The organism is Luteococcus japonicus, assembly GCF_003752415.1.
Classification (GTDB): Bacteria; Actinomycetota; Actinomycetes; order Propionibacteriales; family Propionibacteriaceae; genus Luteococcus; species Luteococcus japonicus.
The window spans coordinates 1,597,259-1,621,994 of sequence record NZ_RKHG01000001.1; the positions used below are offsets into that span (position 1 = coordinate 1,597,259).

Consider the following 24,736-nt stretch of genomic DNA (forward strand, 5'->3'; position numbering starts at 1 on the left):
GTCAGGGCCTCCTCGCCGCACGTGCCATCTGTTCGGTCCACAGCACACCCGCGCAGGCCAGCAGGACGCCGCAGACCAGACAGACGAGACCCGGCACCGTGTGGAGCAGGAATCCGACCGGATCTCCACCGGAGGCACGTCCCATCACGATCCCCACCAAGGGCAGGAAGGCAAGCAGCCGGGCGGTGGAACGTGGCCCGGACAGCTCCGCGTCGACGAGTTGCCGGGCAGCTCGTTCGCCCCGAACCTGGTCGCTCACCTGAAGGGTCAGGGCCGCGATCGGCGCACCCGTGCGTTCGCCCAGCTCCCATGCCCGGGCCAGGCTCACCAACCCTTCCCTTCCCGGCCCCGCCCCCGCCTCACGCAGGGCCCGCCCCACGTCGCCACCGATCAGCTGGGTTGCGGCGGCACGCTCCATGCAGTCGCTGTCGGCGGCGGCCTGCAGCAGTGCCCGGGAGGGCACGGCACCCAGCCGCAGCTGGCCGGCCACCACCTGGCAGGCATGGGCCACCTCGGCACCCGCACGCCGACGCCGACGCTCGGCCCGTGCTCGGGAGGTCAGGTGGCCGCCGGTGAACGCCACCGCGCAGCCCAGCACGGCCCACAGCAACCCACGCAGCCCGGTCAGCACCAGTGCGACACCCAGCACACCCACCACCAGGACCGCCGCCATCGCAGATGGGGGAAGCCCTCGGCGAGCGCGCACCTGCCCCGGCATCCGCGCCGGTGACGGCACGGCAAGGGCCGCCGTGATTCCCGCCAGGAGCGCTGCCCACACGACGGGCGCGCTCATGACAGCATCCCCATGAGTTCGTCCCAGGCGGGTCCGCGGCGGGGACGTGCCGAGGCGTCGAACCCGATGGCCTCCACCACCTCGATGGTGCGGTCTGGTTGGCGCCGCACCACGCCGATCTGGGCCACCCCGCGGCTCCCGGACGGCCACCGACGTACGTGCACCACCACACGCAGCGCCGAGGCCACCTGGGCGTGGCAGGCGTCACGACCCATGCCGCCGAGTGCCGCGAGGGCCTCGAGACGGGCGGGAACGTCGGTGGCGGAATTCGCATGCACGGTGCCGCAACCGCCCTCATGGCCGGTGTTCAGGGCGGTGAGCAGGTCGCACAGCTCTGCCCCTCGCACCTCTCCCAGCACCAGCCGGTCCGGACGCATCCGCAAGGCCTGTCTGACCAGGTGTGTGAGGCTGACGGCCCCGATGCCCTCCGCATTGGGCTGGCGGGCCTCCAGCCGCACGCAGTGCGGATGGTCGGGTGCCAGCTCCCGCGAATCCTCCACGATGAGCAACCTCTCGCGCTCCGGAACCAGGGACAGCAGGGAGGCCAGCAGCGTGGTCTTTCCGGAGCCGGTGCCACCGCTCACCAGGAAGGCGGTGCGGCTGGCCACCAGCGAGGCCAACAGGTCCGCGCACTCCCGGCTGAGGGACCCGGTGGAGACCCAGCGCTCCAGGGGGAATGCCTGGTGGGAGGGCACGCGCAGGGACAGGCAGGTTCCTGGGTCAGCGATCCCGCCCAGCACCGCATGCACGCGCGTCCCGTCCGCCAGCCGGGCGTCCACGCAGGGGCTGGCCTCGTCCAGCCGACGCCCGACGGAGGCGGCCAACCGCACGGCCAGCCGTCGCACCTGGTCGTCGTCCCCGAACCGCAACTCGCTGCGTTCCAGCCCCTGTCCACGGTCCACGAAGACCTGGCCCGGACCGTTGACCAGCACGTCGGTGACCCCGTCCAGATGCAGCAGCGGTTCCAGCGGCCCCGCGCCGATGCTGGTGCGACGAAGCTCCTCCAGGGTGCGCAGCACCATGGCATCGGAGACCACCAGGCCCAGGCCGCGCAGCGCCTGCGCCACGTCCGCGGGCTGGTACCCCCGCCCCAGCCCCGCCAGGCGCATCCGGACCAACTCCAGGTTCTCGGCGTCCGGCATCATCTGGTTCCCCTCGGTGCGCATCAGGCCACCAGCCCGTCGACGAGTGCCTCCACCTGCCGCGGATAGCCATGCCTGCCCCGGCCTCGCCCCACGGGCGCCGCCTGCTCGGCCGCCCTGGTGACGCGCCGGTCATCGCCGAAACTGCCCAGCAGGGGGATGCCGAGGGTCTCGGCCACCAGGTCCGGGGCAATCCGCCGGGCGGCACCGGTACGCACCACCAGTTCGACGTCGTGCAGTCCCAGTGCCCATGCCCGGCTCTGTGCAGCCACCACCCCGCGCACGTCGGCGCCGCAGACCAGCACCTGCCGCTGCCCGGGCCACGCCTCCACCGTCTCGCTGCCCTGACCGGCATCCAGCACCACCAGGTCATGGGTGCGGCTCAGGCTCGCCAGTACGGCACGCACCGCCTCTGCCCCGGGCAGGCCGTGTTTTCCGCCCCCGCCGCCGGCAAGGGTCTCCGGTCTGCCATGGGCGACGACATCCACGCCGGAGACATTGGGCAGGCGCCCCACCAGGGAATCGATGTGGCCCGCGGCCTGGCGCAGGTCATGCCAACGCCAGCCCGGTGCGGTCTCGGCCCCGAGCACCAGGTCCAGGCCACCGCCCGTCGGGTCCAGCTCCACCACGGCAGCGACCAGCCCGCGGTCTGCGGCGCGTTGCCCCAGGGCACAACACAGCGTGCTCACGCCCAGCCCTCCGGACCCGCCGACGACGCGCACCACGTGGGCCTCGCCGGCGCCGACATGCCCCTGGTCCAGGATGGAGGTGAGCAGGACGGTCTGGTCCGGCAGGACGAGCACGGAGGCCTGCAGCATCGCTGACCAGTCCGCCAGCTCTGCCAGGGAACTGCCCACCAGATGCACGCCCGGACGCGCTTCCAACGCGATGCCACAGACGAGCGGCGCCATCTCCGCGGAGACCAGGATGCACGGGGCACTGCGCCAGCCGGCGCGGATCTGGGCGGCCTCCCGGGCGAGCTCGGGGTGGACTCCCGCGGCGGCGGCCGCGGCGAGCACCTGTTCCACGACGCGCGCCTCGCGTGCCACCAGGAGCGGCGCGGAGCCGCCCTGTCGCAGCGCCCGGGCAGAAGCGCGACTGCCGGGCCGCAGGGGCGTTGCCAGACCTGACGGGTTCTCAGTGTTCATGTCTGCAGTGTGTGCGTCGGGGCACCGGAATCTGTCACCTCCGTGCAGGTTGTGGACAAGCTCTCAGCGGCGTCGAATGACCTGTGGACATCTCATGTCGGTGTCCAGACACCGTGCCCCCGGAAGCGCAGAACGCCCTAGAATCGCCGTCATGCCCTCCCCCAGGTCCGCCTCCGCAAGCACCCACTTCCCGATGCCTGCCGTCGAGTGGATGGTGGGCACAGAACCCAGTTGTGTGCTGAACCTGGCCGGGAGCGCCGCCCTCCCGCGGCTGCTCGCGGGTCTGGGTCATCAGGTGATGACCGTTGACAAGGACCTCGAGGTGATCCGGAAGCTGGCTGCCGACCCTCGCCTGGTGACCATCGTCGCAGAGGCCGAGTCCCTGCCCTTCGACCCCTGCCAGTTCGACGCCGTCGTCGCCCACCAGGTCTTCCACCGCTTCGCGCCGGGACTGGTGCTCAGCGAGATGGCCCGGGTCCTGCGCCCCGGGGGCACCGCCTGCGTCTCCTACCTGGTGCGCGATGACTCGGTGCCGTGGGTCAAGCGGCTGGTCAAGCTGTTGCGTCAGGTGGATGAGAACGCCATGCGCGGTGACTACGGCGACGCGTCGGTGGAGGCTCTGGCCACCAGCAAGTACTTCCCCCAAGTGGAGACCCGCAGCTTCCGCGTCTGGCAACAGGTCAACCGCCCCACGCTGCTGGCCATGGTCTCCAACCAGCCCGCTGTCGCCGCCCTCGACGGGGAGATGCGCGAGCTCGTGCTGGCCGATGCCGCACAGCTCTATGACAGTGCCACTCCCGGCGCCGACGAGCTGCGCCTGCCCTTCCAGCTGAAGGTCTGGCGTGCCTGGGTGGACCACGAGGAACTGACCGCGCCGATCGAGATCGATGACACGGGGCTCGTCATCCCGTTGTAAGGTTTGTCACTGGTGTGCCGGGAAGTCTGGTCGGCGACAGTTTCCGTCGAACCCTGAGGACTCCCATGAGCCACCCCATCCCACCGCGGCGCCGCATCATCTTCGGCCCCGGCCGCGAGGCAGACCGCCTCCACCTTCGCGACATCCTGCGCAATGAGACCACCGGCGGCCTGCTGATGCTGGCCGCCACGGCGCTCGCCCTGCTGGTCGCCAATCTCGCACCCGGCTTCTACTCCCACCTGTCGCACCTGCAGCTGGGCCCGCTGGACCTCCATCACTGGGCCGCCGACGGGTTGTTGACGATCTTCTTCTTCGTCGCCGGGCTCGAATTGAAGCGTGAACTCGTCGAGGGCGCCCTGAGCCGACCTGCCGACGCGCTGCTGCCGATCATGGCCGCACTCGGCGGCATGGTGGTTCCGGCCCTGATCTACGTCGGCGTCAACATGGCCGCGGGAGGCAGCCTCGCGGGCTGGGCCGTCCCGATGGCCACCGACATCGCCTTCGCCCTGGCCGTGCTCGCCATTGTCGGCTCCAACCTCCCGTCGGGACTGCGGGCCTTCCTGCTCACCCTGGCCATCGTCGACGACCTGGGTGCGATCATCGTGATCGCCGTCTTCTTCTCCGCGGGCATCGCTTTCCTCCCCCTGGCCGGGGCCCTGGCCTGCGTGGCCGCATTCGCCGTCGCCCAGCAGCGTCGCTTCCACGGCATCTGGCTGTACCTGCTGCTCGGGGTGGCCGCCTGGTGGCTGATGCTGCAGTCCGGCGTGCACGCCACCATCGCCGGCGTCGCGCTCGGCCTGGTGACGCGCACCGACGAGCACGAGCTGCATGACCCGGTGGACCGGTGGAAGCATGCCGTGGAGCCGTGGTCGGCCGGTCTGGTGGTGCCCATCTTCGCCTTCTTCGCCGCCGGGGTGGCCGTCGACGGCCAGATGCTGCGCTCCCTCGTCTCCCGCCCCGAGCCGCTGGGCGTGCTGCTGGGCCTGGTCCTCGGCAAGTTCGTCGGCGTCTACGTGGCCGCGCGCCTGACGGCTCGATTCACCTCCGCCGAGCTGGCCGACGGCGTGGAATGGGGCGACGTGGCGGCGATGGCGGTGCTCACCGGCATCGGCTTCACCGTCTCCCTGCTGATCGGGGACCTCGCCTTCCCGGGGGCCCCGGAGACGGCCCAAAGCGTGAAGGCGGCGGTTCTGGCGGCCTCGGTCACCTCGGCGATCCTGGGCGGGATTGCGTTACGCCGACGGAATAATGGGCGACCCGCCACGGTCTCCTGAGACCCTGATGGATGCTTCCACGAGGCAGAACGTCTAGGCTTTCACTGAATCCCAGAACACTCGAGGAGCGGAACAGATGGCAGAGCGAACCAATCCGAAGACCTTCGTCAACAACCTGGTGGTCGACACCAAGTCGCTGGTGCAGGACAACATTGCGCTCGCCAAGGCCGAGCTCGCCCCTTCGGCGAAGGCCGCGGGCGTGGGCGGTGGCATGTTCGGTGCAGCCGGTTACCTGGCCGCGAACGCCGCCTCGCTGCTCTTCCTTGCCGGTGGTCTGGGCCTCGCGAAGCTGTTCGCGGGCCTGCTGGACTGGAGCGCCATCCCGGCCATCGCGCTGGGCTTCGTGGCCATGGCCATCATCCTGCTGCTGCTCGCCGGCATCCTGGCGCTGGTGGGCAAGGGCAAGATGAAGCAGGTCCAGCCGCCGAAGGAGACCATCAAGGAGGCGAAGCTCACGGTTGCCAGCGTCAAGCAGTCGCTGAACCGCGGCCTCAACGAGGTCGACGCCGAGGTGCGCGACCGCAAGGGTCTGGCCGTCGCCAAGCGCGCCGCCAAGGACCTCGACGAGACCAGCACCTACCAGGCCTCCAGCTCGAAGGGCGCCACCCGCGTCTGAGTCCACACCGCACTGCACGAGGGCCGCACCCGACACCCGGGTGCGGCCCTCGCTGCTGTTCGGAGATGGTTCAGGCGAGCTCGACGATCCTCGATTCCCAAGGCGCCAGCTCGTCGTCGCGGCGCTCTTCGTGGGTGGCCAGCAGCACGGCGCCCTCCCGGCGCAGGTCCTCCGGGAGCGTGCAGGCCTGGCTGGACATGTTGGCCAGCACCAGCAGGACCGGCTGGCCGGGCACCGTGCGGGTGTAGCAGAAGAGCTGCTCGTGGTCCGGCTCCAGCAGGGCGAAGACGCCCTCGCGGACCACCTCGTTGTCATGTCGCAGCCCGATCAGCTTGCGATAGTGGTGGAAGACCGAGTCCGGGTCCGCCACTGCCGCTTCCACGTTGATCTCCGTGTGGTTCGGGTTGATCTCCAGCCAGGGCTCTCCGGTGGTGAAGCCGGCCTTGTCCGTGGCATCCCAGAGCATGGGGGTACGGGCATTGTCACGTCCCTTGGTGCGGTAGCTCTCCAAGAGCTCCTCGGGGTCTGCGCCAAGGGCGGTCGCCTCGGCCCAGTGGTTGAGGATCTCGATGTCCTGGTACTGCTCGATCGAGGTGAAGTAGGCATTGGTCATGCCGATCTCCTCGCCCTGGTAGACGTAGGGCGTCCCCTTCTGCAGGTGCAGCACCGTCGCGAGGGTCTTGGCCGAGTTCACCCGGTGCTCCGGGGAGTCGTCGCCCCAACGGCTCACGATCCGCGGCTGGTCGTGGTTGTCCCAGTACAGGGAGTTCCAGCCCCGCCCTTCCAGCCCGTGCTGCCACTTGGCGAAGTTCGCCTTCAGGTCCGGCAGGTGCAGCGGCTTGAGCGCCCACTTCCCGTGGCCCGGCTGCTCGTCCAGACCCATGTGCTCGAACTGGAAGACCATGCCCAGTTCCTCGCGCGACGGGTCGGTGTACTTGGCTGCCTGCTCCACGCTGACGCCGGGCGCCTCTCCAACGGTCAGCAGGTGGTTGTCCTTGAGCACGGCCTGGTTCATCTCGTGCAGGAACTCGTCCATGCGCGGGCCGTCCACGTAGCTGCCGCTGAAGCTCAGCGCCTGCCCGGGGACCACCTCGGCATCCTCCAGGGGCAGGGTCTTCGAGATCAGGTTGATGACGTCCATCCGGAAGCCGTCGACGCCTCGGTCGATCCACCACTGCATCATGCCGTGGACGGCCTTGCGGACCTCGGGATTCTCCCAGTTCAGGTCCGGCTGCTTACGGCTGAAGATGTGCAGGTAGTACTGGCCGCGCTTCTCGTCCCAGTGCCAGGCGGGGCCGGAGAAGGCGCCGGCCCAATTGGTGGGTTCGGCACCGGGGGTGCCGGGCTCGAAGCCGGGGCGCGGGTCGCTCCACCAGTACCAGTCGGACTTGGCGGAGTTGCGGTCCCTGGACTCCTGGAACCAAGAGTGCTCGTCGGAGCTGTGGTTGACCACCAGATCCATCACCAGCTTCATCCCGCGCGAGTGCAGGCCCTCGATGAGCTCGTCGACGTCGGCAAGGCTGCCGAACAGCGGGTCGATGTCCTGGTAGTCGGAGATGTCGTAGCCGTTGTCGTCCTGGGGGCTGGTGTAGGCGGGGCTCATCCAGACCACGTCGACGCCCAGCTGCTGCAGGTGGTCGAGCTTGGAGATGATCCCGCGGATGTCACCCATGCCGCTGCCGGTGGAGTCGCAGAAGGAGCGGGGATAGATCTGGTAGACCACCGCGCTCTTCCACCAGTCGGGGGTGCGCTGGGCGGTGCCGGTCACGTGGAGTTCAGCCATACCTCCAATCATTCCAGACCAGCTCAATCGCGGGCTCGGGGGCCCTTCCACTCACGCGAGGGGCCAGCCTTGTCCCGCAGGAAGCGCCAGGGAACCGGCTCCTCCCGCGAGGTGTCCCACGGCCGCCGCCAACCGCCAAGATCAAGAATGCAGTCGACGAGGTGTGCGGTGAAGCCCCAGATGAAGATCTCCCCCATCGCAAAGGCTGGCCCCCGATAGCCGGAGGGGATCACCGCGCTCACCCGGTGCTCGGGGTCTGCAAGTTCATCAATACGGAAGCGGTGGATGGAGGCCACCTCGGCGGGATCCACCGGGGCGATCCCCGCGGCCTGCTCGCCGTCCCAGGTGGCCACGACACCGGCGACGTCGAAGGCACTGGCCGCTACGTGGGCCGCGGGCAGCCGGCCGAGCACCTTGGCCCGCGAGGGCGCCAGACCGATCTCCTCCCATGCCTCACGCAAGGCGGCCTCAATGGGCCCCTCCCCCTCATCCAGAGCGCCTCCGGGGAAGGAGATCTGCCCTGGGTGCTTGCGCATGGTGCCGGAGCGTTCGGTGAAGGTGATGTCAAGATCATCTTCGGAGATCATGATCAGCACCGCGGCCCGCCGGGAGCCTTCGCGCGGGGGTCTCGGACGAGTGACCCGCCGGTGCAGCTCCGCCTCGCCGTCCAGCGCGGTCGTCAGCGGTGCCAATTCCTCCGGCAGGGCCCGTGGGTCCGCGAAGACGGGATCGACCGGTCCTAGCTGGGGGTTCACAGCTGCACCCCCAAGTGTTGCTTGACGGCCTCCCGCAGCTGGGTGGCATCGGTGTAGGGCTTGAGTTCGCGGTGCACCACCACGCCGCTGGCGTCGACGAAGAAGGTCTGGGGCACCACCGAGACCCTCAGTGGCGCACGGGAATCCTTGTCCGGGTCCACGAGCTGCGGGTAGAGGGTGCCGTGCCGTACGGCGAAGTCGATGGCCTTGCCGGGGAAGGGATCGGCATAGTCGATGCCCAGGAAGTCCACTTTTGCCCTGGCCCGCTTCGAGACCTCACCGAAGGCCGGCGCCTCGTCCGTGCACGGCTGGCACCACTGCGCCCACAGGTTGACCACCCGGGGCCCCCCTGTGGGCAGGCCCGCCAGGTTGACCTTGCTGTCCCGGCCGAGGCAGTCCAGCGTCAGGGCGGGCAGCCCACCCTCGCGAGCCTTGGCTTCAAGATCACTTGCCGGGCAGGCCTGGATCGCGGCCTGTTTGCGGGCGGCAAGCACCTCATCGGGGGCCAGGGACCGCTGGCTGTCGGGAACGCCTCCGACGGTGACCTGCGGCACCGCGGGTTCGGAATTCCTGGAGCAGCCGGCGAGCCCCAGCAGAGCCACTCCGAGCCCCATGGAGATGATCTTGGTCAAGGTCTGCTCAGCCACGGGGTTCCCTCACAAGCTTGGCGGCCTTGGCCGGGTCGGTCTCGCCCTCACCGAAGGCGGGGCACAGGTCCGCGACGGGGCATGCCCCGCAGGCGGGACGCCTGGCGTGACAGCGACGTCGTCCGTGCCAGATGACGTTGTGGCACAGCTGCACCCACTGGCCAGGTTCGAAGAGCTCGCCCACCTCCCGCTCGACGGCGTCGGGCTTGGTGGCAGCAGTCCAGCCGAGCCGACGAGTGACGCGCATGAAGTGGGTGTCCGGGGTGATCCCGGGGATGCCGAAGGCATTGCCCAGCACCACATTGGCGGTCTTGCGGCCCACTCCCGGCAGCCGGACGAGCTCCTCCAGGGTGGCGGGCACCCGGCCGTCAAACTCGTCGACGATCATCGCACTCAGGCCCAGCAAGGAGTCGGTCTTGGCCCGGAAGAATCCGGTGGGGCGGATGATCTCCTCCAGCCCAGTCCGATCAGCCGCCGCCAGCGCGGTGGCATCGGGGTAGCGGGCGAAGAGGGCTGGCGTGACCAGGTTGACCCGACGATCCGTGCTCTGCGCACTCAGCACCGTGGCCACGAGCAGCTCGAAGGGATCGCGAAAGTCCAGCTCGCACCTGGCGTCGGGATAGGTGCGCGCCAGCAACTCGTTGACGCGCTGCGCCTGTTCGCGCGAAGCAATGACCGGCCGTGACACGCCTCCCACTGTACGGCGAGGCGCACCAATCGAGCTGGTCGTCACAGCCAGACCAAGCCAAATGCGTGCCTCGGACACCCATCCGGGCGGCAAGCCAGTAGACTGCGGACTCACGTGCCGTAGCTGAACCATCAAGGGGGATCATGCACGAGGAGCTCCTGGCCCGCCTGCCGCTCTTTCAGAATCTTGCGCCCGCATCACGCCAGGCCCTTGACGAGCAGATCCATCCCCTGGCCCTGCGCCGTGGCGAGGTGCTCTTCCACAGCGGTGACGTCGCGCTCGGTCTGTACGTGCTGGTCTCGGGCAAGGTGAAGCTGACCAAGCCGTCACGCCAGCCGCAGCCGTCGCTGACCACCAATCGCAAGGGTCGTCCGACCATCCCGATGCCGCGCGAGTCCCTGCTGGCCCTGATCGGACCCGGCGAGATGTTCGGCGAGCTCTCGGTGCTCGACGGCGGTCAGCGAAGCACCACGGCCACCGCCATGCTGGACTGCCGGCTCTACCACGTGCCTCGCGAGCCGATGCTGGACCTGATCGAGAAGCACCACGACGTCTCGCAGGCAATGCTGCGCCAGATGGCGCACCGCGTCCGGGTCTCCAACGAGACGATCTCCGGCCTCGTCCTCAGCGACGTCCCAGGCCGGATGGCCTTCCTGCTGCTCACCATGGCGGAGCGCTTCGGCATCAGCACGGAGCGCGGCGTGGAGGTGCACCATGACCTGACCCAGGCCGAGCTGGCTCAGATGGTGGGTGCCAGCCGCGAGACGGTGAACAAGGTTCTGACGGACTTCGCTGCCCGCAAGTGGATCACGATGAGCGGCAAGAGCGTCGTGATCCGCGACGCCGCCCGCCTGCGCGCCCGGATCGACTGACGGCATCCCCCGGACACGGTCTGGCCCGAGGAACTGCGGCTCGCACTAGGCTTGTGGCATGACCAAGTGGGAATACTTCACCGCGCCCGTGCTGAGCCACATCAGCCAGCAGATCCTGAACAACTTCGGCTCCGAGGGCTGGGAACTCGTCCAGCTCGTCCCGGGCCCGAACCCGGACACCCTGGTGGGCTACTTCAAGCGCCCGCTGCCCGAGGACAAGTGATGACCAGCCCCAGCGAGAAGCTTGACGAGCTGGGCATCACCCTGCCGCCCGTCGCGGCGCCCGTGGCCGCCTATGTGCCGGCTGCACGGTTCGGCAGCCAGGTGTGGACCTCGGGCCAGCTGCCCTTCGTCGACGGCAGGCTCGCCGTCACCGGCAAGGTCGGCGCCGAGGTGACCGCGGAGATCGCCAAGACCCAGTCCCGGATCGCCGCCCTGAACGCCTTGGCCGCGGCGGCCGACGTGGCCGGCGGCATTGACAAGATCACCCGCATCTGCAAGGTGACGGTCTTCGTCGCGTCCGATTCCTCGTTCACCGGCCAGCCGGGCGTCGCCAACGGAGCCAGCGAATTGTTTGGTGAGGTCTTCGGCGATGCCGGAGTCCACGTGCGCAGCGCCGTCGGCGTCGCGGCGCTGCCGCTGGATGCGCCGGTGGAGATCGAACTCGTCTGCGAGACCAACTAGGGCAGCTCGGCAGCGGGAGGTCAGTCCTGGAGCACGTCCCGCTGCCGGCTCGGGTGAGCGTCCACCGCCAACGGCGAGCCGCCGGCGTTCTCCCCCATGTCATCCTTGGGGAGCACCGCGGCCCAGGACTTCACCTCGGGACGCTGCCGGAGCAGTTGGCGCCGCTCACGCTCGGTCAGGCCGCCCCAGACGCCCCATTCGATGCGGTTGTCGAGCGCCTCGGCCAGGCATGTCGAGCGGACCGGGCAGCCCATGCAGACGGCACGCGCCCGCTTCTGGTCCTTGCCCTCCGGAAAGAGTGCGTCCGCCATCCCACGGCACCGCGCGAGCAGTGTCCAGTCGTCCACTTCAGTGAGAGACATCTTCTCTCCTTCCGCGATCGGCCTCAGCTCCGTGCCCCACGTCGGGCACGGTCGGCGCGTCTTGGTGCGAAGATAGCGGCTGCCCCACCTGTTGACAATGTAGGTCCACTGGACAGACAAACAGACGGGCCCCTTGCGGGACGGCAAATCGCGGCCCGGCGTGCGGGTGCGTGTACCGCCGCTGACAGTGGGCTCACGTACTCTAGGAGGCATGACTTCTCGCAAGACGGGCAACAATGCCTATCACCTGGCCTGGTTCGCCGCGCTCAGCGTCCTGAGTGGCCTGTTGGTCGCCGGGCTCGTGCTGCCTGCGGCCTATGTCATGGGCAGTGTGGTCAAGGCCAGTGCCGCGTCGCTGGAGTCGCTGCCCGCCGAGCTGGAGATCGGGCCGCAGTCCGAACGCTCCAAGGTGCTGATGGCCGACGGCAGCACGCTCGCCGAGTTCTACGCCGAGAACCGCGTCTACGTGCCGCTCAGCAAGATCTCGCCGATCATGCGCACCGCCCAGGTGGCCATCGAGGACGATCGCTTCTTCGAGCACGGCGCCATCGACTTCCGTGGCACCGCCCGCGCCGCACTGCGCAGCGCGTCGGGCTCGACGCAGGGTGGCTCCACGCTGACCCAGCAGTACGTGAAGCAGGTGCAGATCGAGGCCGCCGTGGTCGCCGGCGACGACGAGGGCGTGCAGAAGGCCCAGGAGCAGACGCTGACCCGTAAGGTCCGCGAGCTGCGCTATGCCGTGGCCACCGAGAAGAAGCTCACCAAGAGCCAAATTCTTGAGCGTTACCTGAACATTGCCTACTACGGCGACGGCGCCTACGGCGTCGAGGCCGCTGCCCGCCACTACTTCAACACCACCGCCGAGAAGCTGACCCTTCCGCAAGCCGCCCTGCTGGCCGGCCTGGTGCAGAACCCCGTCGCCACGGATCCGGTGAACAACCCGACGGCGGCCATCAACCGCCGCTCCATCGTGCTGAACCGCATGGCCCAGCTGGGCAAGATCACCGAGGCGCAGGCCACTGCCGCGAAGAAGGTCCCCTTCGACAAGTCCAAGGTGGTCGAGCCCCCGAACGACTGTGCCTCCTCCCCCTTCCAGACGATGTGCCTGTACGTGAAGAATGTGTTGCTCTCCGATCAGTTCAAGAGCCTCGGCAAGAACAAGGAGCAGCGGCTCAACGCCCTCAAGCGCGGCGGCCTCACCATCCAGACACTGATCGACCCCAAGGCCCAGGCCGCGGCGGAGAAGGCGGTGGCGCGTGTCATTGCCCCCACCGACCCCTTCATCTCCACGTCGGTGCTGATCCAGCCGAAGTCCGGCCTGATCGTCGCCATGGCGCAGAATCGGCCGAAGCTCGGCGACAAGCCCGGACAGACCTGGTACAACTACTCGGTCAACCGCTCGATGGGCGGCGCCGAGGGCTACCAGGCCGGCTCCACCTTCAAGGTCTTCACGGCCGCGGCGGCGGTCAACAAGGGCATCCCGACGACCCGTCGCTACAACTCCCCATCGCCGATGAACTTCACGGGCACCACCTTCCGCTCCTGCGAGGGCCCGTTCCTGTCGCCGCAGTACACTCCGAAGAACTCCACGGGCGTCGGCAACTTCGACATGAAGCAGGCGACCATGAAGTCCATCAACACCTACTTCGTGCAGCTGCAGCGCGCCGTCGGCAACTGTGACGTGGTGAAGATGGCCCAGGCGGCCGGCGTGGCGCGCGCCGATGGCAAGGACCTGATCAAGGACCCGGTGCCCGGCTCCGGCGGCACCGGCGGCTTCGACACCATCGTCTCCTTCACGCTCGGCCCGGTGGAGGTCACCCCGCTGTCGATGGCCCAGGCCTACGCCACCTTCGCCAACCGCGGCGTGCGCTGCGACCCGATCATCATCAAGTCGGTGACCACGAAGGCAGGCAAGAGCAGCCCGGTGCCCTCGGCCAATTGCACCCGAACCATCGACCCCGAGGTCGCCGACCAGGTGACCAAGCTTTTGGAGGCCACCATCGCGTCGGGCACGGCCCGCCCGGCCAACCTTGATGACGGACGGGACCAGGCCGCGAAGACCGGCACCACGGACTCCGCCGAGGCCGTGTGGCTGGCCGGTTTCACCCCGGACATGGCCGGCGTCTCGCTGATCGCCGCCGACAAGCAGGCCCCGCAGTACAAGGGCCGTTCGCGCCGATCCATCACCGGCCGCTACTCGCACGGTACCGATTACCCGTATGGCCACCAGCTGTCCGGTTCCGGCTCGGGCGACGCCGGCCTGATCTGGCGTGCGTCGATGCGCGCTGCTCTGGAAGGTGGCCCGCGCAGCAGCTTCCACGCTCCCACCGGCAAGCTCGTCGACGGCAAGGAGGTGGAGATTCCGGACATCACCGGCCTGAGCTTCAAGGAGGCCATGGCCAAGGTGGAGGCTGCCGGCTTCAGCACCGAGGTGACCTACGAGTACAGCAGCTACTCCGAGGGCACCTACCTGTACGCCTATCCCACCAAGGGCAAGCGCTCGATCAACAAGCCGATCACCTTCGTCCTGTCGCAGGGCCCGCGTCCGGTGGCTCCCAAGCCGAAGCCCACCGCCACGCGCACCCGCACGACGCAGCCCACGGCAACCCGCACCAGGACGGCGCCCAGGCCGACCGCCTCGAAGACGACCACGAAGCCCAAGGCCACCACGACGGCCCCGAAGCCGACCGCCTCGAAGACGACCACGAAGCCCAAGGCCACCACAAAGCCCAAGGCCACCACAAAGCCCAAGACCACCACAAAGCCCAAGCCGACCACGAAGAAGACCCCGTGAGCGCCCGTAGGACGCTGACCGGGCTCGCGAGTGGCGCCGCGGCCGTGGGGACGGCAACGCTCGGCTATGGCCTGTGGGAGGCCCGTCAGTACACCCTCCAGCAGGTCGCCGTCCCGGTTCTGCCGGCCGGGCAGGAGCCCATCCGGGTGCTGCACATCAGCGACATCCACCTGTTGCCGCGCCAGAAGGCCAAGCTGGAATGGGTCTCGAGGCTGGCCGAGCTGGAGCCGGACCTGGTGATCAACACGGGTGACAACTTCTGTTCCCCCGACGCCTTGGAACCCCTGCTCGACGCGTGGGGAAGTCTGTTGGACCGCCCCGGCGTCTTCGTCTTCGGGTCCAATGACTACCGGATGCCCAAGTTCAAGAATCCGGCCGGGTACCTCGCCGGGCCGTCGAACGTGAAGAAGCACACCACCGACGAGCTGCCCTTCGAGGACCTGCGTGCTGCCATGACCTCACGCGGTTGGACGGACCTCAACCATGCGCGTGCGGAGCTGACCGTCGCCGGCCGCCGGATCGCCTTCCGTGGCACCGACGATGCGCACCTGAACAAGGATGACTACTCGCTGGTCGCCGGCCCCGCCGTCGAGGATGTGGACCTGAACGTCGCCGTCACCCACGCGCCCTACCTGCGGCTGCTGGATGCGATGACGGCCGACGGGATGGACATGATCTTCGCCGGCCACACCCACGGTGGTCAGGTCTGCCTCCCCTTCAAGGGGGCCCTGGTCACCAACTGTGACCTGGACACGGGGCGGGTCAAGGGCGTCAGCACCCACACCGTCGCCGACCAGCACGGCGTCGAGCACACCAGCTGGATGCATGTGTCCGCGGGGCTGGGATCCTCTCCCTTCGCTCCCTATCGGATTGCGTGCCGCCCGGAGGCGACGCTGCTCACCCTGGTTTCCCGCTGAGCTCCCCTCGACAGGCTCGGGAACGATACAGAGGACTCGATTGGTCCTACGGGCGCTGGTGGGATACAGTTGTCCACGGCCTTCGGGCCAGAATGCAGGACCGGGGTGTGGCGCAGCTTGGTAGCGCGCGTCGTTCGGGACGACGAGGTCGCAGGTTCAAATCCTGTCACCCCGACCAGCAGGCGAAATCCGTGGTTGCCATTGGCAGCCACGGATTTCTCGTTGCCCCCGGGAATCCGACCCCAGAGCCAATTGAACAAAACTTAAAACTGAACAACTGAACGGGAGCTGTAGAAGGCCCCCACACATTGCGTCTGTCTGACGCCCCGCATAGAGTAGTTCCCAGATGGCGAACCCCCGATCGCCATCCACAACGGAACAGCAACCCCCCGAGTGTTGTTCCTGCATCGTGAGCCGCGACCCCCCGAGCGCGGCTCGCACCAAGAGGAAGGCCCCGGACCTGTCCGGGGCCTTTCTTGCGTCCTGAAGGGGTTTCCTTCGTCCTCGCAGCCCGAGAGACTCCGCGATCGAGGCACAGGCCCCTCGACAGGCTCGGGGAACGCCGCAACCTCAGCCTCCGTCGATCAACACTGAGGCCCTTGCGTGCACATCGAGATGGTCATACGCACCTCAATGTGCACCCAAGCACCTCAATCAGCGCGGGAGTCGGCGGGCCAGATGCAGGCGACGCAGGACGGGAGCCAACAGCTCGTCGACCTCGCGGATGTGCAGGATGCGCGAGGCGGCCAGGAAGACGAGCCCGAAGCAGAGCCCCGCCACCGCGCAGGTGAGCGCCGACAGCAGCCAGGAGCGCCCGAAGCCGGTCATGCCGTAGACGGCCAGCCAGGCCACTCCCCCGGCCAGCACGGACGCGATCACCAACCTCACCCACAGACGCACCACGGAGTCCAACCCCAGGCCGCCCAGCTGACGGCGCGCGACGGCCATCCACAGCAGCGACTGGCCCCAGTTGGCCACCACCACGCCCAGCGCCACCAGGGGCAGCGCCAGATACGGTTCCACCAGCCAGAGCGCGGCCAGGGCAAAGGCAACCTGCACCACCGTCAACAGCCCCTGGTAGAGGAAGTTGTGGCGCCCCTCCTCGCGGGCGAAGCAGTAGCGCTGCTGCAGCACGGAGATGCCGTAGCCCAGGATGCCGAAGCTCAGGATGCGCAGCGCCGTGACGACGGGTTGCGCGTCGTGCACGGACAGCCGCAGCATCACGTGGACCAGCGGCTCGGCCAGCACGAAGAGCCCGGCACTGCTGGGGATGATCGCGACGGCCGGAGTACTCAGGGCCCGGGTGCACAGGCGTCGCATCTCCCTGACGTCGCCCGCCTGCCAGACCCGGGCCATCTGCGGGAAGAGCGCCGTCAGGATGCTCACCGTGATCAGGCCATGCGGGAGGGCAAAGATCAGCATGGCGTAGTTGTAGGAGGTCAGGCCGCCCACGGCCTCCCCACCCGCGCCCTGGTGCTTCACCACATTGGTCAGCACCCACTGCACCACCAGGCCACCGCCCAGCGAGAAGAGCAGGGCGCTGACCGTCCATCCGGCCATCTTCGAGGCGGAGCCCAGTCCGGAGCCGCGCAGCCCGAAGCGGGGCCGATAACGGAAACCGCTGGCCACCAGAGGCGGCACCAGCACGAAGGCCTGCATCACGATGCCCAGCGTCGTGGTTCCGGCCAGGGTCCAGACCATCGCCGGAGTCCACACCGACGGATTGGTCTGCTGCCCCCACTGGTGCAGGAAGGCGATCAGCCCGACGATCTGCACCACATTGGCCAGCGCCGGCGCCCACATGAAGGCGGCGAACCGGTTGCGGGCATTGAGCACATTGCCCAGCACCGAATACAGGCCGTAGAAGAAGATCTGTGGCAGGCAGATGTAGCCGAACAGGATGGACAGGTGCAGCGCGGCACCGGACAGGGAGCTGGTCCAGTCCACCAGCCACGGCGTCGCGACGGTGCCGATCACGGCCAGGCCCAGGATGGCCCCGAAGGCCGCCGTCAGCAGCTTGTCGACGAAGACCTGCCCGCCGTCGTCGTGCTTCATGGCGGCCGTGATCTGCGGGATCAGCAGGGCGTTCAGCACGCCCGCATTGAGCACCATCAACAGGTAGTTCGGCATGGTGTTGGCGACATTGAAGGCGTCGCCCACGATGGAGGCCGCCACCACCTGGGCGAACAGGTACTGCCGGCCGAAGCCCAGGATGCGACTGACCAGCGAACCCATCGCCATGATGACACTGGCGCGTCCGACGGAATCCTTGCGCACCGGCTCGGCGGCTCCCTCAGGCTCCTGCTCGGCAGCAGGCGCCGGCACGGCAGGTTCCACCCGCGGGGCTCCGGAGACCACCTCCTGCGGCAACAGCACGACCGTCTCGGTCATGTCGGCCACCTCGGTGCCCGCGACGGAGACGTCCCACTCGGCGCGTTGGGGAAGCCCCACCGCGCCGAAGGTGACCGTCTTGTCCGCGTCGTACCCAGCTGGCTCCCCCGGGCCGCCGGTGGGTTGGGTCACCGCCCGGTGCCGGCGTAGACGACAGCCTCGCCCTCGGCATCAAGCCCGAAGGCGGTGTGTGCAGCCCGGACGGCGGTGTCGACATGGTCCGCGTCGACGACGACCGAGATGCGGATCTCCGAGGTGCTGATCATGTCGATGTTCACGTCGGCGTCGGACAGGGCCCGGAAGAACTTCGCGGTGACACCGGGGTGGGACCGCATGCCGACGCCGATCACCGAGACCTTGCCAATCTGGTCGTCGTAGAGCAGCTCGTCGAACTTGATCTCCTCCTTGGCGGCGTTCAGCGCGTCGATCGCCTTGCGGCCGTCGTCCATCGGCAGCGTGAAGGAGATGTCCGTGCGCCCGCTGGCCACCTGGGAGACGTTCTGCACGATCATGTCGACGTTGATCTCATTGCGCGCGATGGTGTCGAAGATCTCGGCGGCCTCACCCGGGCGGTCCGGGACACCGACGACGGTGATCTTGGCCTCCTTGGTGTCCTGCGCGATACCGGTGATCAGGGCTTGTTCCATCGGATTTCCTTTGCTGAGGTCCTTGACCCAGGTGCCGGGCTTGTCGGAGAAGGACGAACGAACATGGACGGGGACGCTCTCGCGGCGTGCGTACTCGACGCAGCGCAAGTGCAGGATCTTGGCGCCATTGGCGGCCATCTCCAGCATCTCCTCGTAGCTGATCTCGGGGATGTGACGCGCCCCGGAGACGATCCGCGGGTCGGCGGTGAAGACGCCGTCCACGTCGGAGTAGATCTCGCAGTACTCGGCACCCAGCGCGGCCGCGAGCGCGACGGCGGTGGTGTCGGAGGCGCCACGGCCCAGGGTCGTGACGTCCTTCGTGGTCTGGGAGACGCCCTGGAAACCGGCGACGATGACCACATTGCCCTCGTTGAGCGCCTGCTCGACGCGGCCGGGCGTGATGTCGATGATCCGGGCGTCGCCGTGCTTGCCCGTGGTGATCACACCAGCCTGCGATCCGGTGTAGCTGCGGGCCTCGGCGCCCAGGTCACTCAGCGCCATGGCCAGCAGGGCGGCGCTCTGCCGCTCGCCCGTGGTCAGCAGCATGTCGAGCTCGCGCGCCTTGGGCTGGGGGCTCACCTGCAGCGCAAGGTCCATCAGCTCGTCGGTGGTGTCACCCATCGCGGAGATCACCACGACCACGTCATTGCCCGCCAGTTTGGCGTTGAGGATCCGGCGCGCGACGCGCTTGATCGACGCCGCATCCGCCACCGACGATCCACCGAACTTCTGGACGATCCGTCCCATCACACCTCCAGGTTGGCGAGCGCCCGGCATGGGCGTCGCGCGGACCACTGTACCCAGCCGAGAGCTGCGGACCCGGGCGATCCGCGCACTGGAAGGGCGACGCCCATGACGGTGCGCCGGTTGAGCCCCGTCGCACTAGCCTGAAGGGGTGGATGAGTCAGCGGCCAAGGCCTACCGGATCGGCGACCGGGAGCGCGACGAGGCGGTGCGGCAGCTGCGCGAGCACCATGCAGACGGCCGGCTCGACATCGCGGAGTTCGACGAGCGGATGACCGCGGCCTTGGCGGCTCGCACCAGCAACCAGCTGGCGGACCTGTTCACGGACCTGCCACCGCTGGACAGCGATCCACAGGCCTGGCTGCCGGCTCCCCTCGCTGGAAGGCCAGCCGAGCAACTGCGACGCAGCAGCAATGCGTGGAACTGGCGCCAGGGCGTCAGCGGGGCCGCCTTCCCGCTGGCCCTGATCGTCTGCTTCGCCACAGGCTGGCGCTACTGGTGGATCATGCTGGTCCCGATGATGGTCAGCGCCGCCCTGCTCGGTGACGACGACGAGGACGAGGACGTGGACAAGGACGGCGAAACCCCCGCCAAGACTCGCAAGGAGCTCGACGGGGGTTCCTGACGCCTCGGCCGGGGCCTCGACCGGCTCAGCCGACGTGAAGCTGGGGCTCGTCCGGCGTGAAGCGGGTCAGGCCAGCAGGTCCTGGTACTCGGCGTTCTCGTCGATGAACTTCTTGACGAAGGGGCAGGAAGGCTTCACCTTCTTGCCGATGCTGCGGATCAGGTCAAGGGTCTGCTTCACCAGTTCGGTGCCGACGCCCTTGCCCTCGTAGGCCGAATCGATCTCGGTGTGCTGCAGGTCGAGCACGTCACCCTGCGGCTCGTAGGTGATGAAGCCGGCGGGCTGGCCGTCAACGGCGGCCTCGTAGCGCTTCTTCTCGTTCTTGAGTGCAACTGTGATGGTCATGTCTTGATCCTGCCTCATCCCAATGGCTGATCGGTGTGCTTTACGCCAACGGCGTTCAACGCCTGCTCCAACTGGGCCATCACGGCCAAGGTGTGATCCAGTGGGACGATCTCGCTCTCGGTGCGGCCCTGCTGGATGCAGCGGGTCACTTCCTCGATCTCGTGGCTGTACCCGATTCCCAACGGGGAAAGGGCAAGCGTCCGAGGCGTCACCCCCTTGCGGTGCAGCACCACGCGGTCGGGGTGGTGGAAGCGAGGCTTGACCTCAGCCCACCCCTGGTCCCCCATCACGACGATCCGGCCCGGGCCCGCCGCCTGCAGAGAGACGGCCAAAGTGGCCAGTGCACCCGTTTCATACCGCAGCACCATGCCGGCCTGCGCGTCGACACCATTGGGGTAGAGGGTGCCGTCAACGGTCATCGACGCCGGTGTTCCCAGGAAGTCCTGGGCGAAGTGCAGGACGTAGACACCCAGGTCCAGCAGCGCGCCGCCACCCAGCTCCTTGGCGAACAGACGATCGTCGGGATTGAAGTCACGCTGGGCGTAGAGGTCACCCTGCACACCCAGGATCGTGCCGAGCCGGCCCTCGTCGACCACCTGGTGCAGGGCCTGGACGACGGGCTGGAAGCGGGTCCACATGGCCTCCATCGCGAAGACCTTGGCCTCACGGGCTGCGTCGACGACCTCCTGGGCCCCCGCCAGCGTGGTGGCGAAGGCCTTCTCCACCAGGACGCCCTTGCCATTGCGGATGGCTTCCAGGGCAATCGCCTTGTGCTGCGGGTGCGGGGTGGAGATGTAGACGACATCGATGTCCGGGCTTGCACACAGCTCCTGGTAGCTGCCGAAGGCCTGTGGGAGGCCGAACGTGCTGGCGAAGGCCTGGGCCCGCTCCAGGTTGCGGGAACCGACGGCATACGCCTCCGCGCCGTCGACGTGGACGAAGTCCTTGACGAAGTTCTGGGCCATCCGGCCTGGTCCGGCGATGCCCCAACGAATGGTGCGTTCTCCTGCTGCGCGCTGCTCCATGACTCCACCTTGGCACGCCCGGACGACGAAGGGGAGCCCGGATCAATCCACGGGCTCCCCTTCGGACCTCGACAAGCTCGGCCATCGTGCCCCGGCGCGGCCATCGTGCCACGGCTCAGGCCAGCTTGGTCACCTTCACCGCCAGGCCGAGGTCGGGCTCGACGGCCCAGTCGTCACCCTGCACACCGGCCTCCATGCCGGTGGCCAGCACCTCGTCGGCAATCAGCTGCCGATGGGTGCCGATGGCCTGCGCCAGGTCACCGGCCGCGGCCCACTGCAGCTGGATCCGGTCGCTGACCTCCAGGCCGGTGGCCTTGCGGGTCTCCTGCACGAAGCGGATGGCGTCGCGGGCCAGGCCGGCCTGCACCAGCTCCGGGGTGAGGGTGAGGTCCAGGGCGACGGTCTCGCCCTGCTCGTTGACGACGCTCCACCCCTCCCGGGGCCGCTCGGAGATGATCACCTCGTCGGCGCTCACCTCGGTGCCGCCCTCGAAGTCCACCGTCGCGGTGCCATTGGCGGTCAGGTCGGCCGCCAGCTTGGCGGCATCCGCGGCGGCGATGGCCTTGGCCACCAGCGGCGTCTGCTTGCCGAACCGCTTGCCCAGGGCGCGGAAGTTGCCCTTGGCCGAGTAGTCGACGACGTCGCCCGCGGAGCTGAAGGACTCGATGCTGTTGATGTTCAGCTCGGCTGCGATCTCCGCCACCAGGCTGTCGTCCAGCTGCGCGTGGGCGTAGCTGGGCACCAGCATCCGGGCCAGCGGCTGACGGGTCTTGACCTTGGCCTCGGCGCGGGCACTGCGGCCCAACTCCACCAGGCGCTTGGTCATGTCCATCGCCTTGTCCAGCTGCTCATCGATGACCGAGGTGTCGGCCGCCGGCCAGCTGGCCAGGTGCACGGACTTCGGCGCCTCCGGGTTGGTGGCCACGAACAGGTCCTGCCAGACGCGCTCGGTGATGAAGGGCACCAACGGCGCCATCAGGCGGGTCAGCACCTCGAGCGTCTCGTGCAGGGTGGTCAGCGCCGACTGGTCGCCGTCCCAGAAGCGACGACGGCTGCGACGCACGTACCAGTTGCTCAGCTCGTCGACGAAGGTGGCAATCCGGCTGCCCGCATGCTGCGTGTCGAATTTCTCCAGGGCCTCGGTCACGTCGACGACCAACTGGTTGGTGGCGGAGACCAGCCAGCGGTCCAGCACATGACGGTCCTTGACTGCGGGTGCACCTTGCGGAGCGCAGTAGGCCTGCTGCGACGAAGGAGCAGCGTCGGATGCCGCGCGGAGCGCGGGGGGGCTCGGGGGGGTCGTCCCCCCCGGGACGTAATGGTTGGCATTGGCGTACAGCGCGTGGAAGGCGACGGTGTTCCAGTAGGTCAGCAGCACCTTGCGGACCGTCTCGGTGATGGTGCCATCACCCACGCGACGGGCGGCCCACGGCGAACCCGAGGCCGCCATGAACCAGCGCACCGCGTCGGCACCGTGCTTGTCCATCAGCGGGATGGGCAGCAGGATGTTGCCCAGGTGCTTGCTCATCTTGCGGCCGTCCTCGGCCAGGATGTGGCCCAGGCACAGCACGTTCTTGTAGGAGCTCTGGTCGAAGACCAGGGTGTTCACGGCCATCAACGTGTAGAACCAACCGCGGGTCTGGTCGGTGGCCTCGCAGATGAAGTCGGCCGGGTAGTTGGCCTCGAACTTCTCCTGGGAGCCCTCCACCCACGGGAATCCCCATTGCGCGAAGGGCATCGAACCCGAGTCGAACCAGGCGTCGATGACCTCGGGCACGCGGCGGTAGGTTCCGGCCCTGCCCTCCACCGTGAACGTGACGTCGTCGACGAAGGGACGGTGCGGATCCATCGTCGCCAACTCGGGATTGCCCGCGAGCTCGGCCAGTTCCGCACGGGAACCGACACAGACCACGTCCGTCGGGTCCTCGTCATTGCGCCAGACCGGCAGCGGGGTGCCCCAGTAGCGGCTGCGGCTCAGCGCCCAGTCGATGTTGTTCTCCAGCCAGTCGCCGAAGCGGCCGTGCTTGATGGATTCGGGGTACCAGTTGGTCTTCTCGTTCTCCGCGAGCAGCTGTTCCTTGCGCTGCGTGGTACGGATGTACCAGCTGGGCATGGCGTAGTACATCAGCGGCGTGTGGCAGCGCCAGCAGTGCGGGTAGGGGTGCTCGTGGTCCAGGGTGGCAAGCAGCAGGCCCTTCTCGCGCAGCTGCTCGATGATGACCGGGTCCGCCTTCTTGAAGAACAGGCCGCTGACGAAGCCCTGGCCCTCCTTGAAGCAGCCGTCGACGCCGATCGGGTTCACGAACTCGACGCCGTTGCGCTTGTTGGACTCGTAGTCGTCCTGGCCGAAGGCCATCGCCTGGTGCACCAGACCGGTGCCCTCACCGATGGCGACGTAGTCCTCCAGCACCACGAACCAGGCCTTGCCGGGCTGCTCCATGCAGGTGAAGGGACGCTGGTAGGTCCAGCCCTCCATCTGGCTGCCGGTGAAGGTCTCACCGGTGGTCCAGCCCTCGCCCAGAGCTGTGGGGACATTCTCCGTCGCGATCACGACGGGCGTCTCCCCCTCCTTGCTGGCGACGGTGTACTCCAGCTCGGCACCGGCGGCGACGGTCACATTGGCGATCAGGGTCCACGGGGTGGTGGTCCAGATGGCCAGATCGGCCTTGCCGGCCAGCGGGCCGCTGGTCAGCGGGAAGCGGGCGAAGACGGTGGTGTCGACGGTGTCCTCGTAGCCCTGCGCCAGCTCGTGGTCGCTCAGCGCGGTCTGGTCGTGCGGGCAGTACGGGGCGACGCGGAAGTCCTCCACCAGCAGACCCTTGTCGAAGATGGACTTCAACGCCCACCACTCGGAGTCGACGTATTCGGGGGCCATGGTCCAGTAGGCCTCATCCATGTTCACCCAGTAGCCCATCCGATTGGTGAGCTCGGCGAACTGGCCGACGTGACGGCTGACCGATTCGCGGCACTTGGCGTTGAAGGCCTCGACGCCGTAGTCCTCGATCTGGTCCTTGGAGTCGATGCCGATCTCCTTCTCCACCGCCAGCTCCACGGGCAGGCCGTGGCAGTCCCAGCCGGCCTTGCGGTCCACCCGTCGGCCCTGCATGGTCTTGAAGCGCGGGAAGACGTCCTTGAAGACGCGCGCCTCGATGTGGTGGGTTCCGGGCTGGCCGTTGGCGGTGGGCGGGCCCTCGTAGAAGGTCCACGGCTCGCCGTCGGCGGTCTTGGCCAAGGTGGCCTTGAAGGTCTGGTTGGCCTGCCAGAAGTCCAGGATCTGGTGCTCCATGGCCGGCAGGTCGATCTGTGCCGGGACGCTTCGATAGGCAAGTGGGGACGACCCCCCTTGGACCCCCCGCGCTCCGTGCTCAGTCGCTGGCTGCTCCTTCGTCGCAGCGCGCCCACTGAGCTCCGCGGGATCGGGCCTGGCCTCTGGCTTTTCGGTGCTCATCGCATTCCTCTTCGTCGGATCTCCTGACGAAGGGACGAGGCAGCCGGAGATTCTCCGGGCGACCCGCGGTACCACCCTCCTTGGGGAGTGTTGCTCCCCCACTCTTGCTTGCCGCGGCCG

The 24,736-nt window shown here is 68.2% G+C and carries 22 protein-coding genes and 1 tRNA gene; 10 read left to right on the forward strand and 13 right to left on the reverse strand.

What is annotated here, in order from left to right:
* Position 1 precedes the first annotated feature (1 nt).
* The 3 genes from EDD41_RS07810 to ssd are packed head-to-tail and all read right to left on the reverse strand — an operon-like array spanning position 2 to position 3,083.
* On the reverse strand, positions 2–793 hold the full coding sequence (locus tag EDD41_RS07810) for a type II secretion system F family protein (protein WP_143813971.1): 792 nt from the start codon (positions 791–793) through the stop codon (positions 2–4).
* A complete protein-coding gene (locus EDD41_RS07815; RefSeq protein ID WP_245995568.1) occupies positions 790–1,959 on the reverse strand; it encodes a TadA family conjugal transfer-associated ATPase in 1,170 nt (389 codons plus the stop codon). The genes EDD41_RS07810 and EDD41_RS07815 overlap by 4 nt, the downstream gene beginning before the upstream one ends.
* Complete coding sequence (gene ssd / locus EDD41_RS07820) at positions 1,959–3,083, reverse strand: septum site-determining protein Ssd (protein ID WP_123575507.1); 1,125 nt, start codon at positions 3,081–3,083, stop codon at positions 1,959–1,961. Before ssd ends, EDD41_RS07815 begins: the two co-directional genes overlap by 1 nt.
* A gap of 151 nt (positions 3,084–3,234) precedes the next feature.
* Between ssd and EDD41_RS07825 the strand changes: the two genes are divergently transcribed.
* From EDD41_RS07825 to EDD41_RS07835, 3 genes are all read left to right on the forward strand, one after another.
* Positions 3,235–3,999: a class I SAM-dependent methyltransferase gene (locus EDD41_RS07825; RefSeq protein ID WP_123575508.1), complete on the forward strand. Its 765-nt coding sequence runs from the start codon at positions 3,235–3,237 to the stop codon at positions 3,997–3,999.
* A 65-nt stretch (positions 4,000–4,064) separates the two neighbouring features.
* A complete protein-coding gene (nhaA, locus tag EDD41_RS07830) occupies positions 4,065–5,273 on the forward strand; it encodes a Na+/H+ antiporter NhaA (RefSeq protein ID WP_094765201.1) in 1,209 nt (402 codons plus the stop codon).
* Between the two features lie 76 nt (positions 5,274–5,349).
* Positions 5,350–5,889: a phage holin family protein gene (locus EDD41_RS07835; RefSeq protein WP_123575509.1), complete on the forward strand. Its 540-nt coding sequence runs from the start codon at positions 5,350–5,352 to the stop codon at positions 5,887–5,889.
* A gap of 70 nt (positions 5,890–5,959) precedes the next feature.
* Here EDD41_RS07835 and EDD41_RS07840 read toward each other — a convergent pair whose 3' ends face one another.
* Genes EDD41_RS07840 through nth form a run of 4 tightly spaced genes read right to left on the reverse strand, consistent with a single transcriptional unit; the run spans position 5,960 to position 9,762 of the window.
* Positions 5,960–7,672: an alpha-glucosidase gene (locus EDD41_RS07840; protein WP_123575510.1), complete on the reverse strand. Its 1,713-nt coding sequence runs from the start codon at positions 7,670–7,672 to the stop codon at positions 5,960–5,962.
* Positions 7,673–7,695: 23 nt separating this feature from the next.
* On the reverse strand, positions 7,696–8,427 hold the full coding sequence (locus tag EDD41_RS07845; RefSeq protein WP_123575511.1) for an NUDIX hydrolase: 732 nt from the start codon (positions 8,425–8,427) through the stop codon (positions 7,696–7,698).
* Positions 8,424–9,074, reverse strand: coding sequence for a TlpA family protein disulfide reductase (locus tag EDD41_RS07850; protein ID WP_123575512.1), 651 nt, complete (start codon positions 9,072–9,074; stop codon positions 8,424–8,426). Before EDD41_RS07850 ends, EDD41_RS07845 begins: the two co-directional genes overlap by 4 nt.
* The gene (nth, locus tag EDD41_RS07855) at positions 9,067–9,762 is read right to left on the reverse strand and encodes an endonuclease III (RefSeq protein WP_245995569.1); all 696 of its coding nucleotides are present in this window, start codon (positions 9,760–9,762) and stop codon (positions 9,067–9,069) included. Before nth ends, EDD41_RS07850 begins: the two co-directional genes overlap by 8 nt.
* Positions 9,763–9,905: 143 nt before the next feature.
* Here nth and EDD41_RS07860 point away from each other — a divergent pair, with 143 nt between their 5' ends.
* Genes EDD41_RS07860 through EDD41_RS07865 form a run of 3 tightly spaced genes read left to right on the forward strand, consistent with a single transcriptional unit; the run spans position 9,906 to position 11,318 of the window.
* The gene (locus EDD41_RS07860; protein ID WP_123575513.1) at positions 9,906–10,634 is read left to right on the forward strand and encodes a Crp/Fnr family transcriptional regulator; all 729 of its coding nucleotides are present in this window, start codon (positions 9,906–9,908) and stop codon (positions 10,632–10,634) included.
* A 58-nt stretch (positions 10,635–10,692) separates the two neighbouring features.
* Complete coding sequence (sp36, locus tag EDD41_RS16810) at positions 10,693–10,857, forward strand: Sp36 family protein (protein WP_094765208.1); 165 nt, start codon at positions 10,693–10,695, stop codon at positions 10,855–10,857.
* Positions 10,857–11,318 (forward strand): RidA family protein, encoded by a 462-nt coding sequence (locus EDD41_RS07865; RefSeq protein WP_123575514.1) that lies wholly within the window; start codon positions 10,857–10,859, stop codon positions 11,316–11,318. Before sp36 ends, EDD41_RS07865 begins: the two co-directional genes overlap by 1 nt.
* Positions 11,319–11,338: 20 nt before the next feature.
* Here EDD41_RS07865 and EDD41_RS07870 read toward each other — a convergent pair whose 3' ends face one another.
* Complete coding sequence (locus EDD41_RS07870) at positions 11,339–11,680, reverse strand: WhiB family transcriptional regulator (protein ID WP_123575515.1); 342 nt, start codon at positions 11,678–11,680, stop codon at positions 11,339–11,341.
* A 211-nt stretch (positions 11,681–11,891) separates the two neighbouring features.
* Between EDD41_RS07870 and EDD41_RS07875 the strand changes: the two genes are divergently transcribed.
* The 3 genes from EDD41_RS07875 (at position 11,892) to EDD41_RS07885 (ending at position 15,569) form a co-directional block, all read left to right on the forward strand.
* Complete coding sequence (locus EDD41_RS07875; protein WP_123575516.1) at positions 11,892–14,474, forward strand: transglycosylase domain-containing protein; 2,583 nt, start codon at positions 11,892–11,894, stop codon at positions 14,472–14,474.
* Positions 14,471–15,391, forward strand: a complete 921-nt coding sequence (locus EDD41_RS07880; protein ID WP_123575517.1) for a metallophosphoesterase — start codon at positions 14,471–14,473, stop codon at positions 15,389–15,391. Before EDD41_RS07875 ends, EDD41_RS07880 begins: the two co-directional genes overlap by 4 nt.
* Positions 15,392–15,492: 101 nt before the next feature.
* A tRNA-Pro gene (locus EDD41_RS07885) sits at positions 15,493–15,569 on the forward strand.
* Between the two features lie 476 nt (positions 15,570–16,045).
* Here EDD41_RS07885 and murJ read toward each other — a convergent pair.
* Positions 16,046–17,914 (reverse strand): murein biosynthesis integral membrane protein MurJ, encoded by a 1,869-nt coding sequence (gene murJ, locus EDD41_RS07890; RefSeq protein ID WP_123575518.1) that lies wholly within the window; start codon positions 17,912–17,914, stop codon positions 16,046–16,048.
* A complete protein-coding gene (locus EDD41_RS07895) occupies positions 17,911–19,176 on the reverse strand; it encodes an aspartate kinase (RefSeq protein WP_094765214.1) in 1,266 nt (421 codons plus the stop codon). The genes murJ and EDD41_RS07895 overlap by 4 nt, the downstream gene beginning before the upstream one ends.
* A 148-nt stretch (positions 19,177–19,324) precedes the next feature.
* Here EDD41_RS07895 and EDD41_RS07900 point away from each other — a divergent pair, with 148 nt between their 5' ends.
* Positions 19,325–19,798, forward strand: a complete 474-nt coding sequence (locus tag EDD41_RS07900; RefSeq protein ID WP_123575519.1) for a DUF1707 SHOCT-like domain-containing protein — start codon at positions 19,325–19,327, stop codon at positions 19,796–19,798.
* 66 nt (positions 19,799–19,864) lie between these two features.
* Here EDD41_RS07900 and EDD41_RS07905 read toward each other — a convergent pair whose 3' ends face one another.
* The 3 genes from EDD41_RS07905 to ileS all read right to left on the reverse strand — a co-directional run bounded on the left by EDD41_RS07905 (position 19,865) and on the right by ileS (position 24,616).
* A complete protein-coding gene (locus EDD41_RS07905; protein WP_094765216.1) occupies positions 19,865–20,143 on the reverse strand; it encodes a GNAT family N-acetyltransferase in 279 nt (92 codons plus the stop codon).
* Between the two features lie 14 nt (positions 20,144–20,157).
* Positions 20,158–21,168 (reverse strand): Gfo/Idh/MocA family protein, encoded by a 1,011-nt coding sequence (locus EDD41_RS07910; protein ID WP_094765217.1) that lies wholly within the window; start codon positions 21,166–21,168, stop codon positions 20,158–20,160.
* Between the two features lie 115 nt (positions 21,169–21,283).
* Entirely contained in the window at positions 21,284–24,616 is a 3,333-nt protein-coding gene (gene ileS, locus EDD41_RS07915; protein ID WP_123575520.1) for an isoleucine--tRNA ligase, read from the reverse strand.
* Positions 24,617–24,736: the final 120 nt, after the last annotated feature.

Excerpts from the sequence above, each read along its gene's own strand:
- EDD41_RS07810 (WP_143813971.1), bottom strand. The coding sequence starts at position 793 with ATGAGCGCGCCCGTCGTGTGGGCAGCGCTCCTGGCGGGAATCACGGCG.
- EDD41_RS07815 (WP_245995568.1), bottom strand. The coding sequence starts at position 1,959 with ATGCGCACCGAGGGGAACCAGATGATGCCGGACGCCGAGAACCTGGAG.
- ssd (WP_123575507.1), bottom strand. The coding sequence starts at position 3,083 with ATGAACACTGAGAACCCGTCAGGTCTGGCAACGCCCCTGCGGCCCGGC.
- EDD41_RS07825 (WP_123575508.1), top strand. The coding sequence starts at position 3,235 with ATGCCCTCCCCCAGGTCCGCCTCCGCAAGCACCCACTTCCCGATGCCT.
- nhaA (WP_094765201.1), top strand. The coding sequence starts at position 4,065 with ATGAGCCACCCCATCCCACCGCGGCGCCGCATCATCTTCGGCCCCGGC.
- EDD41_RS07835 (WP_123575509.1), top strand. The coding sequence starts at position 5,350 with ATGGCAGAGCGAACCAATCCGAAGACCTTCGTCAACAACCTGGTGGTC.
- EDD41_RS07840 (WP_123575510.1), bottom strand. The coding sequence starts at position 7,672 with ATGGCTGAACTCCACGTGACCGGCACCGCCCAGCGCACCCCCGACTGG.
- EDD41_RS07860 (WP_123575513.1), top strand. The coding sequence starts at position 9,906 with ATGCACGAGGAGCTCCTGGCCCGCCTGCCGCTCTTTCAGAATCTTGCG.
- sp36 (WP_094765208.1), top strand. The coding sequence starts at position 10,693 with ATGACCAAGTGGGAATACTTCACCGCGCCCGTGCTGAGCCACATCAGC.
- EDD41_RS07865 (WP_123575514.1), top strand. The coding sequence starts at position 10,857 with ATGACCAGCCCCAGCGAGAAGCTTGACGAGCTGGGCATCACCCTGCCG.
- EDD41_RS07870 (WP_123575515.1), bottom strand. The coding sequence starts at position 11,680 with ATGTCTCTCACTGAAGTGGACGACTGGACACTGCTCGCGCGGTGCCGT.
- EDD41_RS07875 (WP_123575516.1), top strand. The coding sequence starts at position 11,892 with ATGACTTCTCGCAAGACGGGCAACAATGCCTATCACCTGGCCTGGTTC.
- EDD41_RS07895 (WP_094765214.1), bottom strand. The coding sequence starts at position 19,176 with ATGGGACGGATCGTCCAGAAGTTCGGTGGATCGTCGGTGGCGGATGCG.
- EDD41_RS07905 (WP_094765216.1), bottom strand. The coding sequence starts at position 20,143 with ATGACCATCACAGTTGCACTCAAGAACGAGAAGAAGCGCTACGAGGCC.
- EDD41_RS07910 (WP_094765217.1), bottom strand. The coding sequence starts at position 21,168 with ATGGAGCAGCGCGCAGCAGGAGAACGCACCATTCGTTGGGGCATCGCC.
- ileS (WP_123575520.1), bottom strand. The coding sequence starts at position 24,616 with ATGAGCACCGAAAAGCCAGAGGCCAGGCCCGATCCCGCGGAGCTCAGT.